The following is a 15,578-nucleotide window of genomic DNA, read 5'->3' as shown; positions in this document are numbered from 1 at the left end:
TCTCGAAAGACCTTATCGTCGGGGGCAGCGGCACGCCGCTTTTTTCGAAAAAACACCGATGGCAGCGTGAATATCTTATCCCTTTTTCGAATTGCCTTGGGAATCGATTGCATCGATGGGTGTCGGTTGTCAAGCAGGCGCTCTCGATCCAATATCGTCGAAGACCCTTCGATGATCGCGATCGCGACAATCCTCCTCGTCGCCCTCGCCGATGCGGGCACGGCCGCTTCGGCGATGACCGCCACCGGCACCCTCGACGATTCGCTTATGCCCCGACGAACGGTTCTCGTCTTCGTTCCGGTCGACGCCCTAGCCACCGACACCCCGGAGATCGACGCTTTGAGGGCCATCATCTTGGCCAATGGCTGTGCCATCGAGGATCGCGACCTCGATATCTTCATCGATGGCATCGATGCCATCGATGGGCTCGGCCCGGGTGCATCCTCCCTTGCGGGGGGATCGCCCGATGATTTGCGATCCGTTTACGCCGTGGACGAAAGGCGCTTCGAGATGGTGCTGATCGGCAAGGATGGCGGGATCAAGGCACGCGGCGAAAAACCCGAAGATCTCATCGGTTTTCTCGCCCTCATCGACACGATGCCGATGCGTCGGGCCGAGATCGCCGAGCGGGGCCGGGGCTGCGCTTCGAAGCGAAAGACCCGACCGAAGCGCCCGGTGCGTCGGTTGCACCCCGAAGACCTCGACCATGGCGATGGCTAGGAAGGCGGCGAGGATGATGAGATCGCCAGTCGCCATGCGCGAGATTGACCAAGTGCATCACGCCGAAGATGATCGAAAGACCGGTCGCAAAGAGGGCGAACGATCCCCCGAGCAACACCCCTTGGACGATGGCGTTCACCCACGGTTTGGAGATTATCCAAACCTTCGGGCCACAGGCGCGATCGATGATCCTCTCGAAGGTGAACGAAATTCGATAAGGCCCACAGATATTTGAAAACCGACGAAGGCGGATGCTTTCGAACATCTTCCTACGGAAGAGCAACGACAGTAGTGATGTCATCTCTCTCGATCGCATGACCCGAGACAATCCAAGATATGGAGTTTTCGTCGCTCGATAAAAGCGTATCGTCCTCTATCGAAAATATCGCTCGGCTTGATCATCGTCACCAACCGAGACATCCCCTCTCTTTAAATATCATTTCGTAGACCATCCTTTCTTTCATCACTCCCTTTCGTCGTTCACCAAATCATACCTGTGATCGTCATATTCTCTCCGACCGAACACCGCTATCACAAGATTGTCTTTTTCAGGCCCCGCTTTGGCCCACGATGACGATCGAGCAGACGTTTTGGTGGGGGAAACCGCCCAAATTATGGGTCAAGCCGAGGGCCGGCTCTTTTTGTCTTTGGCGCTCGCCTGCGCGCTCCGTCATTTGCAGGTAGATCTCGTAGAGCATGCGCAGGCCGGAGGCGCCGATGGGGTGGCCGAAACATTTCAGGCCGCCGTCGATCTGGCAAGGTAGGGCGCCGTCGGCATCGAAAAATCCATCCATCACATCTTTCACCGCCCCGCCCTCGGGGGAGATGTGGAGATCCTCCATCGTAACCAGCTCGGTGATCGAGAAGCAATCGTGCACTTCGAGGAGATCCAACGCTTGCCGAGGGTCGCGGATTCCCGCTTCCTCGTAGGCTCGCTCCGATGCCTTGCGAGTGGTCATCAAATGGCTGCCGTCCCAGGAATTATGTTGAGCCTCGGCGCCGTTGGAGACCGCCAGCTGCAAGGCCTTGACGGTGATCGGACGGGATTTGCCCATGGAGCGGGCGATCTCGGGGGTGGTGACGATGGCGCATGCCGCTCCGTCCGACACTCCGCAGCAATCGAAAAGGCCCAGGGGCTCGGCGACCATCGGGGCGTTCAGCACCCGATCCTCGTCGATTCGATTGCGTAGGTGGGCCTTCGGATTCTTCGCTCCGTTGGCGTGGCTCTTGACCGAGACATGAGCCATCGCCCGTTTGAGATCCTCGCGCGGGATTTTGTGCCGGGCGCGATAGGCCGAGGCCAATTGGGCGAACGCCCCGGGGGCGGAAAAATTCGCCCAATAAAGGTCGTTCACCGAACCGCGAGAGCGCTGCGGCAACCCCCCGTAGCCGGTATCTTTGAGTTTTTCCACCCCGAGGGCGAGGGCGATATCGCAAGCCCCGGAAGCAACCGCATAGGCCGCGCCGCGAAAGGCCTCGGAGCCGCTGGCGCAGAAATTTTCCACTCGCGTCACCGGAATCAAGGGCAGGCGAAGCGCCACCGCCAAGGGGATCCCGGACTTGCCGGTATGCTGCTCCTCGATCGCGGTCGCAAACCATGCGGCATCGATCCGATCTTTTTCGATACCGGCATCGCCCAAGGCTTCGGTGAAGGCTTCGCGCATCAGATCCTCGGCGTTATCGTTCCAGCGCTCGCCGAATTTCGAGCAGCCCATGCCGACGATCGCGATCTTGTCTCGAATTCCTTTGGCCACGATTCCCGCCTCCTGTTATCGGGCGCTCCGATTGCTCCTTGCACCCTTGGTGATCGAAAAAAGATCTCTTTTTGCTGATCGGTGCCGCCCGTGTGCGCATCGAACCTCGAAGGGATTGACAAGCGTCTTGTCGATGGCCTTCGATCGAGAAAAAGCTTTTCGGCTCTTTAGGGCATTTTATACATCTTATCCATCGCTTTTTACACCGCCTTGCGTTTGCGATGGGGCTTCGCCATTATCCGAAGCGCTTCCTTCGATCGTGTCCGTCCCGGCGGGCGCCGCCTTCCAGAAATAGCGGCGAAAGCCGCGGCGGGGGTCCAGATCCTTGATGCGAAAGACCATCCGCATCGGGGCTCCGGGTTCGAGTTCCGGGGCCGAATCGCCTCCGGGCTCGATATCCGCGAAATCGATCATCGCTTGCCCCCCGCCCTCGAATTGCACCATACCGTAATAGGCGGGCGGAGCCATCGACCACGTGAGGCGATCCGCGGTATAAGAACGCATCGATGCCGGCGTTTCGCTAAAGGAATGATCGACTTGGGTATCGTCGGCATGGCAATTCGGGTTGACGCAAATCCCGCTCTTGGGGAACTGACGAGTGCCGCAGCGCGTGCAACGCCCCCCGACGAGCCCGTGGATCATCTCCCGGTTGCGGTACAAGGTGGTGAGCCCCGTCTGCCGGTCCACCTCCGAGCGCAGGCCCTGCTCCATCTGCAAGAGATCGTTGGTGCCGAGATAGCGCTGATAGTTCGTATCTTCGAAACGCCTTTTCAGATGGCCCCCGATGCCTAGCCGAGGCCCCGGCCTCTTGCCGTCCTCACCGGCCAATGCCGATGTCGTGCGCAGCAAGATGGCATCGCACCCTTGACCGAAGCCGACCACCAAAATCGTCCGCTCGGGTGGCGTGGATTCCAAAATATGCGAAAGCATCACCAAAGGATGCGCCGCCCCCGCCTCGCCACAAACTCCCTGCAAGTTATCGCACAGGCTTTCGGCGGGCAAGCCGGTGGCCTTGACGATGCCCGCACCCGCCCCCCGCAGAGCCGAGGGAAGGCAGAAATGATCGATCGCTCGGGCTTCGAGACCCGCCTTCGAAAGGACATCGGCGATGGTTTCGGGGACGATCTTCATCAGCCCTTCATCGCGAATCCAGCGCTCCTCCCAGACATAATCGAAGGGTGCATCCGGCCCTCGATAATGGTCGACGAAGTCGACGGCGCAGGTGGCATGGGCGAGCAGTCGAGCGACCCCCTCGCCCGGGGCCACGAGAAGGGCGGCGGCGGCATCCCCGGAAGTGAACTCCAAAGGGCTTGCGGCCCGGGTGCGGCGCTTTTCACTCCCCGATACCAGCAGCGGCGCATTCCTCCCGCCGGCGGCGATCTCGAAAGCGGTGATCAGGGCCGACGTTCCGGCCCGCTGCGATCCCCCGATATCCAAGGTGGAGATGCGGCGACCCAAGCGCAAAGCCTCGGCCACCACCCCTGCATTCTGGCGATCCTGAAAGGGAAAGGTGGTCGAGGCGAGGATCGCATGGGCGATGGTATTTTGCGCATCCTCGCCTTCGGATTCGGCGGCGGTGCGAGGCGGCAAGAGGGATGACGACCAATCTCCGCCAAGGCAGTCCCGCGCCGCCTCCACCGCCATCGTGATGGCATCCTCGTCCCAATCGGCGATGGCTCGCTCCCCCTTGGCATGAGCGGCCAAGGCGGGGTTGAACCACGCATGGGCTTTGGCGACGATCTTTTTTTGCAAGCGCCGCTTGGGGATATAACCGCCGAAGGCGTGGATTCCGACGGCGGCATCCGTTGCAAGTGCGTTTCGTGTCATTGTCTCGTTGGTATCCCGTTGATTTCAAACACTCTCCAATCCGGGCGAGTCGCTTGATTTTCGATCCATCCAGCACTTTCCACCATGCCTCGATGCGAGGAATTATCGTGCATGCTCCACCATCGTTCTGGCTATCTTCCAATCCATGCGGCGACGATAATGACCGTCGTGTCTCAAGCCTCGATAGGCCGAAAGAAAAATATCACCGGTTTTATCACGGAATTCATCGAGCCTTTTATTCAGCAAGGGTATCGGCGGCACCGCCGGAGCCCGGATGCGGGTGATGAAACGGCTGGTCTGTTTGATCGCGTAATCCTTGATCTCGTCCACCTCGCAAAAGCGAATGGAGGCTTTGCGCACATTATCGAATGCGATGAAGCCCAAATTGCCCAAAGGGTCATTGAAAACCAACGATCGACCGGGAGTCTTGGTCGGCGGCACCAACCATCGGCGACATAAAGACTGCCAACGGCCCAACGAGTGCATCTGCGACCAAACCCGGAAATCCTTGCCATTGGCGCATTCTTGCGGGGCGAACAGAGCCAATCCCACCGGATGCGCCGTTTCGGCAAACAAGCGCTTGCGGATCGAAACGAAATCGATCAATCGATCGTGAAACAAGCCGGAGCGGATGAAACTCTCGGGGATGAGGGCTGCGACCCATCGGCAATGGTTCAAACACAATTCCAAAGACCATTTATATAAATCGTCATAGCCGCAGTCAGGGTAGGGCAGGCCGCGCACCGTCGCGCTGTTTTTCGCAAGCCACGGCGGGTTGGTGATGCAAACGTCATAGCCTTTCGGGAAATCGGCCAAGGTATCGCGCCGCTCGACCCTCTCGGCGGCGGGGGCGGGGGCGATATCGAAGGCCGCGAATTGTTTTGCAAGCCCCATATCGTGCAAGTGGGCGATCAGTCTGTTCTCACCGGCGAAGGGCTCCAATACCTCGGCACCGGACAAGGCCGCGGCATCCGCCCATTCGATGAAGGCCGGATGATCGAATGGATTATGCAATGTGTAATAGGCGCCCCGGGCTCTTTTCCCGGCATCCGCTTTTTTCGCTTCGGGTGCCAAGTCCATCGCATTCGCCTCGATATCGTCCGAATACACCCGCGCTTCCCCCGTTGATCCCTTCGGATATTTTGTCGGGCGATTCCATCGAAGACCCGTCGAAGTCGATCGGTTCCGGCTCGATCTTTTTCCTCGGATGCATTCCGTCGTGCCTATTTTGCACGATGGATCGCCGCCCTCGGAGGGTTTGTTTCTACGAGTTGTCTCTACGAATTGTCTCTATAGGGGATCCCAGCCAAAGACATCCGCGCTGCGATCGAGGGGGTGGAAATCCGCCGCCAATGCCGGGAATGCGTGGTCGATGATCGACTCCGGCGACCAACCTCGGGCTTCGTGAATTCCGCGCCGGGGACGCGATTGGCTCATCAGGAAAATTTCATTGCCGCGGACCGCGAATATCTGGCCATTGACCTTCGATGCTTGATCCGAGCACAGCGCAACCACCATCGCCGCGACCTTTTCCGGGCGCATCTGTTTGAGTTTATCGACCCTGGCGCGCTGGGCCTCGTCCTCGACCGGAATGGTGCCGATCATCCGACTCCATGCGAAGGGGGAGATGCAGTTGGAGCGTACGTTGAATCTTTCCATATCCAAAGCGATGGATTTGGAGAGCCCGACGATGCCCATTTTCGCCGCCGCATAGTTCGCCTGACCGAGGTTGCCGATCAACCCCGAGGTCGAGGTCATGAAAACGAAGCAGCCGGACTGCCGGGCCCGAAAATGGGTGGCGGCGGCGCGAGCGACATTGAAAGCGCCTTTGAGGTGGACGCCGATGACCGCATCGAAGTCCTCCTCGCTCATCTTGTGGAAGATCGCATCGCGCAGGATACCGGCATTGGCGATGACGATATCGATGGTGCCGAAGCGGTCGATCGCCTGCTCGACCATCCTCGAGGCGGCGGCGAAATCGGCGACGCTATCGAAATTCGCATCCGCCTCGCCCCCCTCTTTGCGAATCGCATCCACCACCTCGCCGGCCGGGGCTCGATCTTGTCCTTCGCCGGAGGCGCTCCCCCCGGGATCGTTGACCAGGACCTTCGCCCCGTATGCCGCCAACATCCTTGCGCTTTGCGCCCCGATACCACGACCGGCACCGGTAACAAGAGCGACCTTGCCCTCCAACATCCGTGCGCTTTGCTTCATCGAATATTCGCCCTTGACTTGAAAAAAACTTGGCTTGAAAAAACTTGACTCGAAAAAAATGCGCTTCGGCGAAGCCTAAAGTTGCGTCAGCGCATGGATTCGACGCTCGCCGAGTCGCTTGCGCCCGCAAAGACCCTCGAGCTCGGTCACGAAGGCACAGGCTGCGACCTCGCCCCCGATCAGCTCGATCAACTCGCAAGCCGCGGCCGCAGTGCCGCCGGTGGCCAGCACATCGTCGATGAGAAGGATTCGGCTACCCGGCCGAAAGGCATCGACATGCGCCTCCAACAGGCTCTCGCCGTATTCCAAGGCATAGCGAACCGAGCGCGTCTCGCTCGGGAGTTTGCCGGGCTTTCGCAAAGGCACGAAGCCCGTGCTCATGGCTTGCGCGACCAAGGCCCCGAAGATGAACCCCCGCGCTTCGATGCCCGCCACCGCATCGATCGACTCGGCACGAAAGGGCTCGGCCAGCAGCCGGGTACAAAGAGCGAGCGCTTGCCAATCCCCCACCAGCGGAGTGATATCGCGAAAGACGATACCCGGCGAGGGGAAATCCGGAATCGTACGAATCCTCGACGCGATCAGGGCATGGGGATCGAGCGAAGGCTCGGATCGCGATTCAAGTTGCGATTCGGGTTGTGATTCATGGGTCATCGTTCGAATCCATCGCTCCAAAGATTCATCGCTCGCCTCGTCAGATGATGGCAAGGCGAACTTCATAGCCACCGTGTCTTCGGACATTGAAGACCCCGGATTCGAAAACGAGATACTGCCCCTTGCTCCCGACGAGAACATCCTCCACCTGCGGGGATTTATCGAGAGAGATCGAGCGCAAACTCGGCGGGGGGTGATCGAGGGGATAGGAGAATTCGAGAGTATCGGATGCCAGCGGATGCAGCATCTTAGCGATATCCTCGGCCCGGCGGCGACCATCGGCGGCGGCTTGCGATTCGATCAGCGATAGATTCTCCAACGAGCCTCGGGCGCTCTCCAAGAGATCCCTCGCCGCCGCCTCGAGATCGACCGGCCCGGCGGCGCCTTTGAGCATCGCCCGCCAATCGGTGCGATCTGCGATATGCGCTTTCAGTGCCGATTCGATCAAGCCCGCATCTCGCCGGGTCGGCACTTCGAATAAGGGCATCGCCTGCATCGCCCCCTGATCCAACCATCGGGTCGGCATCTGCGTCTTGCGCGTGATACCGACCTTGATCGTGCTGGTGGCGGCGAGATAAACGATATGCGGCTGCATGCAATGACCCGTCGCCCATTCGGGCTCGCGGCAAGTGCCCTCGTGATAATGACAAGTCTCGGGGCGCACGATGCATAGATCGCAGGCGGCGAGCGAACGAAAACAGGGGTAGCAATAGCCCTGATTGAAGCTCTTGCGGGTGGTGCGATTGCAGGCGACACAGCGGATGGTGCCGCTGAATTCCAACCGGATACGCTTGCCGAACAAGGGGTCGAGGGCGACGAGGCGATCGCCGAAACGCAGGGAATAACGAGCCGGTGCGCCTTCGCCCTCTCCCGGCTCGATCACCATCTTGCGTAAAGGACCGTCGATGTTGCAGGTGGCGGCGGGATCGGTCTTATCGGTGTTATCGATAGGCATCATGATCGTAAAAAGGATTGTCGGGTACGGGGCACCGAAAAGAGGGTCGATCGGGCATCGTCGAAGGACTTTATCGGCAACCCGATCAAGAGCGGGCGCTTCGAACTCTAAGCCGCTCCGATCCGAGGGAACAGCGAAAAAGGGATCGACGAGATATCTCGGCCAAGGCGGATCGGGGCCGCCTCTTTTTCGAACGAGCGCGAAAAAGTCATCGGATCAAAGAGTCTACTTTACTTTCCTATCCGATGGCCGATGGCCTTGAGGTATCGACGATTCGAGGTATCGACAAGGCGATCGCCTTGGGGCGAATGAACGACTATCCGGAGCTTATCGATTCGGACGACCGACAATGCCGGTCGATGAGACCATGCAGCAGGCTCATCGAGAAATCGAGCGCCGCCGATCGACCCGCAGGGCGGGCGTTTTTTATGCATCGATCCTTTATGTGCTTGCCCTAAGGTCTGTAAAAGGTCAAGGGTTTGGTCCGAGCCCTTCGCAACAGCCCCTTGGCCTCGAGGTCGAGCTGTACCGTCTTCGACCACCATCCGGCCTTCTCGCCCTTGGGAAAAAGATCGTCCGGCAGCAAAGGCAATAGCCTCTTTTTGGCATCAAGGGCCGATATTTTGGGGAGCACCCTCGGGCATGACCTCGAGCAAGGCTTTGCGCATCGCCGAGTATTTCATGCGATCGACTCGAGTGATGAGCCCCGGCGCATTCACGTTTTCGATCTCGATCTTGTCGTCGCTCTTGGCCATCTTCGACTTCCTTGTCATGCCGGCATCGATGGATTCCTATATATCCCGGTATCGATGATGATCAAAGTTTGTATAGAATATCGATCCCATTTTGCCTTGTCTTATCGATATGATGAATAGCAATCTATGCAAGGCCCGGCGTTCAAGGCCCGGCGTTATCCGATCGCCCCGTCGCCTCGAAAGATCAATACGATCGCGGCAATCCAAGTACGTGCTCGGCGATATAACTCAGTATGAGGTTATTGGAGACGGGAGCGATGCGATAAAGACGGCTTTCGCGAAATTTACGCTCGATATCGTACTCCTCGGCGAAGGCGAATCCGCCGTAGGTTTGCATACACATATCCGCCGCTTGCCAAGACGCTTCCGATGCCAGCAATTTGGCGGTATTGGCCTTCGCCCCGCAATCCTCCCCGGCATCGAATTGATCCGCCGCATGGCGGCACATCAAGGCCGCGGCCTCGGTGGCGGCAAAGGCGCGGGCGATCGGAAAGGCAATCCCTTGGTTGCATCCGATGGGGCGACCGAAAACCTCGCGCTCGGTTGCATATCCGCTCGCCTTTTCGATGAACCAGCGCGCATCGCCGATACATTCGGCCGCAATCAAGATGCGCTCGACATTCATACCATCGAGGATATAGCGAAAACCCTTTCCCGGCTCGCCGATCAGACTGTCGGCGGGGATCTTCAAATCCTCGAAGAAAACCTCGGTGGTGGCATGGTTGATCATGGTTCGTATGGGACGAATCGTCATTCCCTTACACAAGGCTTTTCGCATATCCACCAAAAAGACGGAGAGCCCCTCGGTGCGTTTTTCGACTTGGGAGATCGGAGTGGTTCGCGCCAAAAGGAGCATCAGATCCGAATGCTCGGCGCGAGAGGTCCATATCTTCTGCCCGTTGACGATATAGCCGCCGTCCTTTTGCTTGACGGCGGTGGTGCGAAGGGCAAGGGTATTGCTGCCGCTGCTCGGTTCGGTGACCCCGAAGGCTTGCAGTCGCAGGGCGCCGGATGCGATCTCGGGGAGAAACCGTCGCTTTTGCTCCTCGCTTCCATGACGCAAAAGGGTGCCCATCGTGTACATCTGGGCATGGCAGGCGGCTCCGTTGCAACCCGATCGTTGGATTTCCTCCAAAACCGCAGCGGCCGCCGAAACCGGAAGCCCGCTACCACCGTATTCCTCGGGGATCAAAATGCAAAGAAAACCCGCTCGGGTCAGCGCCTGCACGAATTCGACCGGATAGGCGCGCTCGCGATCCAGCGCTTGCCAGTACTCGCCGGGGAATCCCCGACACAGCGCCTCCACCGAACTTCTGATTTCGGGCCAATCGTTCATCTTTTTCGACCGAATATCCTTATCGATCCATCCGCCGAAGAATACGAATCGGCATCGTCGACGATCAAAATACCGCCCCGACAACCGAGGGGATCGACGACTCGAACGCTTCTCGTCTTCATGCGAAAAAATCAATCTCGATTGCCGCTCGATGCGCTTTTTCGAGCCCCGCCGGGCGGCGATGGCGAGCTGAGCATGATGGGCTCGAAATCCTTCGCTTCGAAGTCTACCGAAAAAATCCTGCGTATCCGCTCGATCCGGCCCGGACCGCCGCTACCGAAGCATCGGCCACCCTCATCGATCGAGCAAGCATCTTTGGCGAACGATGAGGGCATCGGTGGTCGAATTCAGCGGATAATCTCGGCGGGTGATGAATCCGCAATCGGGATCGACAATCTCCTCGATGCCCCATCGAGATGTATCGGGAGGTCGGTATATCAAAGCACCTTGACCATCCGGCCCCTTGATATCCACCGCCTTGACTATCACCTTGACAGTCGGATCATGGCATCATCGTCCGATCCGATCGAGGCCGGGGTCGAATCTTAGGGGGGATGCGAGCGCATCGCGCTATTGTCGAGCCCCTTGACAAGGCCTCGATGATTCGATGATATCCGGACAACCCGAAACACCGATCCCCATCGAGGAGCGATCCAATGAGCAATCGAATATCGACACTGACGCTTTTACTAAGCGCGCTATCCCTTTGCCTGCTGACCGCCGGACCGGCAACGGCGCAAGACAAAGCGGATCATCAAGTGGCTATCCATCTGGATGACAACGATCCCAAACGCATGAACATGGCATTGAATAACATCGCGAACCTTCGCAAATACTATGATTCGATCGGCGAGACGGTCGAGATCGAACTCGTGGCCTACGGTCCGGGGTTGCATATCTTTCGAGAAGATACCTCTCCGGTGAAAGATCGCATCGAGGCGATGGCTTTGGGCATCGATAACCTGACCTTCTCCGCTTGCGGCAATACCCATAGCGCCATGTCCCGGGCATCCGGAAAAGATGTCGATCTCTTGGATGAGGTCAATATCGTGCCCTCCGGAGTGGTGCGATTGGTCGCCTTGCAAGAACGGGGTTATTCCTATATCAGACCTTGAAATCCTCGCCGATAGCCGTTCGACCCGCTTAGGAACGACGGTCGATCGGCACGGTCGAATCCGAAGGGCTCGATAGCAAGGGCTCTTTATCTTGCCAAAACAAAAGCCCCGCCAAGATGCGGGGCTTTTGTCGAAGGGCAGCACCGGGGATCATCGAGACCCCCCGAGCGAGATCCCTCATTACATCATGCCGTCCATCCCTCCCATGCCCCCGGGAGCTGCGGGCATCGGATCATCCTTCTTCGGACGCTCGGCAACGGTGGCCTCGGTGGTGATCAACAGCCCGGCGATGGAGCCTGCATTTTGGATCGCGGTCCGCACCACTTTGGTCGGATCCAAAATCCCCATCTTCACCATATCGCCGTACTCCTCGGTCTGGGCGTTGAAGCCGTAGTTACCCTTGCCTTCGGAGACCCGATTTTGCACCACGGAGGGCTCTCCCCCGGCATTGCTGACGATCTGGCGAAGGGGCTCGTGCATGGCGCGGCGGGCGATATCGATACCGGAGTTCTGATCTTCGTTATCCCCGACAAGACCGTCCAAGCCTTTGACCGCCCGGATCAGGGCGACACCGCCGCCGGGAACCACGCCCTCCTCGACCGCCGCCCGTGTCGAATGCAAAGCATCCTCGACCCGAGCCTTTTTCTCCTTCATCTCCACCTCGGTGGCGGCCCCGACCTTGATCACCGCCACACCCCCGGCGAGCTTGGCGACCCGCTCTTGGAGTTTCTCGCGATCGTAATCGGAGGTGGTTTCCTCGATCTGCTGCTGGATCTGAGAAACCCGAGCCTTGATATCGCCGCTCTTGCCGGCGCCGTCGATGATGGTGGTGTTCTCCTTGCCCACTTGGATGCGCTTGGCTCGGCCCAAATCATCGAGGCCCGCCTTTTCCAAGGAAAGACCCACTTCCTCGCTGATCACCCGACCACCGGTGAGGATGGCCATGTCCTCGAGCATCGCCTTGCGGCGATCGCCGAAGCCCGGAGCCTTGACCGCCGCCACCTTGACGATCCCGCGGATATTGTTGACCACCATGGTCGCAAGGGCTTCGCCCTCGACATCCTCGGCGATCACCAACAAGGGTTTGCCCGCCTTGGCCACACCCTCGAGTACCGGAATCAGCTCGCGGATATTGGAGATCTTCTTGTCGTGCAAGAGGATATAGGGGTTATCCAGATCCACCGCCATCGCATCTTGGTCGTTGATGAAATAAGGCGAGAGGTAGCCCCGATCGAACTGCATTCCCTCGACCACATCGAGCTCGTTCTCGAGGATCTTGCCTTCCTCGACGGTGATCACCCCCTCTTTGCCGACCTTTTCCATGGCATCGGCGATGATGGTGCCGATCGCCTCGTCCCCGTTGGCGGAAATGGTACCGACCTGGGAAATGGCCATGCTGTCTTTGGTGGGTTTGGAAAGCGAGCGCAGGCCCTTCACCGCCTCGCCCACCGCCTTGTCGATGCCGCGTTTGAGATCCATCGGGTTGGCTCCCGCCGCGACCCGCTTGAGACCTTCGCGCACCATCGACTGGGCGAGTACGGTTGCGGTGGTGGTTCCGTCCCCGGCGACATCGGAAGTCTTGGACGCCACTTCCTTGACCATCTGGGCGCCCATATTCTCGAACTTATCCTCGAGCTCGATTTCCTTGGCCACCGAAACCCCGTCTTTGGTCACCGTGGGGGCGCCGAAACTCTTTTCGAGCACCACATTGCGCCCTTTCGGACCCAAAGTAACTTTGACCGCATTGGCGAGGATATTGACACCGTTCGCCATCCGGGTGCGCGAGTCCTCGCTGAATCGAACGTCTTTGGCTGCCATTGCTTGTATTCTCCTGTCTCAACTGGGGGGTTCGAGTCGGGGGGATGTTCAGCCCACGACGCCCATGATGTCTTCCTCGCGCATTACGAGGAGCTCTTTGCCGTCGACCTTGATCTCGGTGCCCGAATATTTTCCGAAGAGCACCAGGTCGCCGACCTTCACGTCCAGCGGACGGATATCACCGCTTTCAAGGATCTTGCCTTTGCCGACAGCCTTGACCTTGCCGCGAATCGGTTTTTCGGTCGCGGAATCGGGAATGACGATTCCCCCGGCCGAGGTGCGCTCCTCTTCCTCGCGTTCCACGATCACCCGATCGTGCAGTGGCCTGATTTTCATGGAGTTTCTCTCCTGATTGGAAGAATTTCGTGATCAGTCATTCAAATGAATGGATGGTTCTTCAAGGAAGTGGAGCGTATCGGATGGAAATCAAGGTTCATCGACGATGAGGTCCATCGACGATACTATCAGTTCCATTGTTAGCACTCTCCCCCTTCGGGTGCTGATTATATGGACACTTATCGATGAATTCAATATCGGGAGATGAAAATTCGGCAAATAATCGCCGAATTTCATCGACTGCTCTTCAAGATGATCACTAAAAGTGCAGCAAATCCATTACTTCTTAAAAAAAGCCGATCACGAGGACGGTCTCTTCGAAACCGCCCGCTTGCTACAGAATAGAGGATTGATCCATCGACGCTTTTTCGGCTTTCGATATCGCCTCCGCATCCCAAAGATAACCTATCGGGGAGGCGATCGAAACCTTTCGATGTCGATCGATGGGACGGGATCGAGCATCACTCGAGCGGTTCGAATTGACGGATTTGGAAGCCGGCCTCGGCGTCGATGATGCGCACCGCCAATTTCGGATTCGATGCTTGCAATAAAGTCGATTGGGCGATCGCATCCTCTTCCGTCTCGTAGCTCCCGGGGACATGCTGCCACCCCTCGCCGTCGAGCCGGGTTTCGACGTAGTACATGGTTTTCTCCTCGTTATCAATGGTCGCAAAAAAAATCGATGCCAAGGGCTCTTGCCGAATGCCAAAACCCGAGGATCACCCGGTCACTTCCGGCAGGGCATCGATGATCGCTCGGGTCACGGCCTCGGTGCCGTCTCGCCCTCCGAGATCGACCGATCGTACTCGGCCATTGGCCAGCATCGCCGCCACCGCATCGTCGATGCGCCGAGCGACTTGCGCACACGGCGGCGATTCCCGACGCTCCGCCAACCAATCGAGCATCATCGCCGCCGATTGGATCATGGCCACCGGATTGGCGATGCCTTGACCGGCGATATCCGGAGCGCTGCCATGGGCGGGCTGGAAAACGCCGTATTCATCCCCGATATCCGCCGAGGGCGCCATCCCCATTCCCCCGATCAAGGCGCTGGTGAGATCGGAAAGGATATCCCCGTACATATTCTCCATGACCATCACATCGAATTCCCACGGTTTTCGGACGAGATCCAATGCCGCGGCATCGACATAAGAGTAAGAGGATTCGATGGTCGGAAAGCGGGCCGCTCTTTCGTCGAAGATCTTGCGAAAAAAAGCCATCGAGCTGAAGATATTGGCCTTGTCGACGCAAGTGACCTTGCCCTTGCCGCCTTGATCCTTTCGCCGCTGCGCAAGCCGAAAAGCGGCATCGAAAAGACGCTCGCAAACCCCGCGAGTGATGACCATGGTATCGCGGGCGATGGCGTCATCCTCCACCACCCCCTTGCCGTGCGAAGCGAAAAGGCCTTCGGTGGATTCGCGCACGATGACCAAATCGATCCGTGCGCTACGCACATCACGCAAGATCTCCGCCCCCCCGGGCAGGGCCTTGACCGGACGCACCCCGGCATAGAGATCCAAACGAAAACGCAGATCCAGCTGCGGGGTGATCTCGGTACCGTCGGGATAACGCACATCGGGCAGACCCATGGCCCCGAGAAGGATCGCATCGGCCGCCTTCGCCCGCTCGAAGGTCTCCTTTGACATCGCGCTCCCGCTACGCCGAAATACCTCGGCTCCCGCTTCGAGCCATTGGTAGTCGAAAACGATATCGCCGGCGGCGGCCGCTTCCAAAACCTCGATCCCGGCCTTCATCACCTCGGGCCCGATTCCGTCTCCGGGCATCACCGCGATACGAAATGCTTGCTTCGAAGACATCGATCACTCTCCTTGTCGATGCGGTATCGAGAGTCGACGGGATCTCGATATCCGGTGCCACGATCACGTCCTGTGAGAGAATATCAAGACTTTATCGATAGCCTATATCCGCTTCGTTTTTCGATCCCCCGTAAAGCTCACCGGATAAGTCGCCTGCCCGGTCCTATTTTATACGCTCGGTATCGATCTTCGAAAAATATCGATTGCAAGAACACCGCCTGCCCCAAGCACCCGCTTCATTCTCGATCGATCATGCGATTTCGATGCAACGCGAACA

The 15,578-nt window shown here is 58.4% G+C and carries 15 protein-coding genes; 2 read left to right on the top strand and 13 right to left on the bottom strand.

The window, feature by feature from the left end; all coding sequences use genetic code 11:
• Positions 1-171: 171 nt before the first annotated feature.
• Positions 172-720 (top strand): DUF4174 domain-containing protein, encoded by a 549-nt coding sequence (locus BF99_RS0113940; protein WP_156013324.1) that lies wholly within the window; start codon positions 172-174, stop codon positions 718-720.
• A gap of 548 nt (positions 721-1,268) precedes the next feature.
• Here BF99_RS0113940 and BF99_RS0113925 read toward each other — a convergent pair.
• From BF99_RS0113925 to BF99_RS0113880, 9 genes are all read right to left on the bottom strand, one after another.
• A complete protein-coding gene (locus tag BF99_RS0113925; protein ID WP_025771399.1) occupies positions 1,269-2,474 on the bottom strand; it encodes an acetyl-CoA acetyltransferase in 1,206 nt (401 codons plus the stop codon).
• Between the two features lie 186 nt (positions 2,475-2,660).
• A complete protein-coding gene (locus BF99_RS0113915) occupies positions 2,661-4,301 on the bottom strand; it encodes a zinc ribbon domain-containing protein (RefSeq protein ID WP_025771398.1) in 1,641 nt (546 codons plus the stop codon).
• A 102-nt stretch (positions 4,302-4,403) separates the two neighbouring features.
• Positions 4,404-5,411 (bottom strand): hypothetical protein, encoded by a 1,008-nt coding sequence (locus BF99_RS0113910; RefSeq protein ID WP_025771397.1) that lies wholly within the window; start codon positions 5,409-5,411, stop codon positions 4,404-4,406.
• Between the two features lie 180 nt (positions 5,412-5,591).
• Positions 5,592-6,515, bottom strand: a complete 924-nt coding sequence (locus BF99_RS0113905) for an SDR family NAD(P)-dependent oxidoreductase (RefSeq protein WP_197019157.1) — start codon at positions 6,513-6,515, stop codon at positions 5,592-5,594.
• Positions 6,516-6,590: 75 nt separating this feature from the next.
• The gene (locus tag BF99_RS21010) at positions 6,591-7,169 is read right to left on the bottom strand and encodes an adenine phosphoribosyltransferase (protein ID WP_081759279.1); all 579 of its coding nucleotides are present in this window, start codon (positions 7,167-7,169) and stop codon (positions 6,591-6,593) included.
• Positions 7,170-7,209: 40 nt separating this feature from the next.
• Entirely contained in the window at positions 7,210-8,124 is a 915-nt protein-coding gene (locus BF99_RS0113895) for a DUF2797 domain-containing protein (RefSeq protein WP_051482927.1), read from the bottom strand.
• A 454-nt stretch (positions 8,125-8,578) separates the two neighbouring features.
• The gene (locus BF99_RS24025; RefSeq protein WP_373604460.1) at positions 8,579-8,758 is read right to left on the bottom strand and encodes a DUF6958 family protein; all 180 of its coding nucleotides are present in this window, start codon (positions 8,756-8,758) and stop codon (positions 8,579-8,581) included.
• A complete protein-coding gene (locus tag BF99_RS23450) occupies positions 8,733-8,897 on the bottom strand; it encodes a DUF6958 family protein (RefSeq protein WP_197019156.1) in 165 nt (54 codons plus the stop codon). Before BF99_RS23450 ends, BF99_RS24025 begins: the two co-directional genes overlap by 26 nt.
• Positions 8,898-9,063: 166 nt before the next feature.
• Positions 9,064-10,215, bottom strand: coding sequence for an acyl-CoA dehydrogenase family protein (locus BF99_RS0113880; RefSeq protein WP_038098421.1), 1,152 nt, complete (start codon positions 10,213-10,215; stop codon positions 9,064-9,066).
• Positions 10,216-10,871: 656 nt separating this feature from the next.
• Here BF99_RS0113880 and BF99_RS0113865 point away from each other — a divergent pair.
• Positions 10,872-11,330, top strand: a complete 459-nt coding sequence (locus BF99_RS0113865; protein ID WP_025771389.1) for a DsrE family protein — start codon at positions 10,872-10,874, stop codon at positions 11,328-11,330.
• Positions 11,331-11,510: 180 nt separating this feature from the next.
• Here BF99_RS0113865 and groL read toward each other — a convergent pair whose 3' ends face one another.
• From groL to BF99_RS0113840, 4 genes are all read right to left on the bottom strand, one after another.
• Entirely contained in the window at positions 11,511-13,148 is a 1,638-nt protein-coding gene (groL, locus tag BF99_RS0113855) for a chaperonin GroEL (protein WP_025771388.1), read from the bottom strand.
• Between the two features lie 48 nt (positions 13,149-13,196).
• Entirely contained in the window at positions 13,197-13,484 is a 288-nt protein-coding gene (locus BF99_RS0113850; RefSeq protein WP_025771387.1) for a co-chaperone GroES, read from the bottom strand.
• A 461-nt stretch (positions 13,485-13,945) separates the two neighbouring features.
• Positions 13,946-14,128 (bottom strand): hypothetical protein, encoded by a 183-nt coding sequence (locus tag BF99_RS0113845; protein ID WP_025771386.1) that lies wholly within the window; start codon positions 14,126-14,128, stop codon positions 13,946-13,948.
• A 75-nt stretch (positions 14,129-14,203) separates the two neighbouring features.
• Positions 14,204-15,301 (bottom strand): isocitrate/isopropylmalate dehydrogenase family protein, encoded by a 1,098-nt coding sequence (locus BF99_RS0113840; RefSeq protein WP_025771385.1) that lies wholly within the window; start codon positions 15,299-15,301, stop codon positions 14,204-14,206.
• Positions 15,302-15,578 lie beyond the last annotated feature (277 nt).

It is taken from the genome of Thioalkalivibrio sp. HK1 (assembly GCA_000583135.1).
GTDB lineage: Bacteria > Pseudomonadota > Gammaproteobacteria > HK1 > HK1 > HK1.
Note: the sequence above shows the minus strand (reverse complement) of the source record. Positions and strands in the feature narration are given on the sequence as shown.

Excerpts from the sequence above, each read along its gene's own strand:
- BF99_RS0113940 (WP_156013324.1), top strand. The coding sequence starts at position 172 with ATGATCGCGATCGCGACAATCCTCCTCGTCGCCCTCGCCGATGCGGGC.
- BF99_RS0113915 (WP_025771398.1), bottom strand. The coding sequence starts at position 4,301 with ATGACACGAAACGCACTTGCAACGGATGCCGCCGTCGGAATCCACGCC.
- BF99_RS0113905 (WP_197019157.1), bottom strand. The coding sequence starts at position 6,515 with ATGAAGCAAAGCGCACGGATGTTGGAGGGCAAGGTCGCTCTTGTTACC.
- BF99_RS21010 (WP_081759279.1), bottom strand. The coding sequence starts at position 7,169 with ATGACCCATGAATCACAACCCGAATCGCAACTTGAATCGCGATCCGAG.
- BF99_RS0113895 (WP_051482927.1), bottom strand. The coding sequence starts at position 8,124 with ATGCCTATCGATAACACCGATAAGACCGATCCCGCCGCCACCTGCAAC.
- BF99_RS23450 (WP_197019156.1), bottom strand. The coding sequence starts at position 8,897 with ATGACAAGGAAGTCGAAGATGGCCAAGAGCGACGACAAGATCGAGATC.
- BF99_RS0113880 (WP_038098421.1), bottom strand. The coding sequence starts at position 10,215 with ATGAACGATTGGCCCGAAATCAGAAGTTCGGTGGAGGCGCTGTGTCGG.
- BF99_RS0113865 (WP_025771389.1), top strand. The coding sequence starts at position 10,872 with ATGAGCAATCGAATATCGACACTGACGCTTTTACTAAGCGCGCTATCC.
- groL (WP_025771388.1), bottom strand. The coding sequence starts at position 13,148 with ATGGCAGCCAAAGACGTTCGATTCAGCGAGGACTCGCGCACCCGGATG.
- BF99_RS0113850 (WP_025771387.1), bottom strand. The coding sequence starts at position 13,484 with ATGAAAATCAGGCCACTGCACGATCGGGTGATCGTGGAACGCGAGGAA.
- BF99_RS0113845 (WP_025771386.1), bottom strand. The coding sequence starts at position 14,128 with ATGTACTACGTCGAAACCCGGCTCGACGGCGAGGGGTGGCAGCATGTC.
- BF99_RS0113840 (WP_025771385.1), bottom strand. The coding sequence starts at position 15,301 with ATGTCTTCGAAGCAAGCATTTCGTATCGCGGTGATGCCCGGAGACGGA.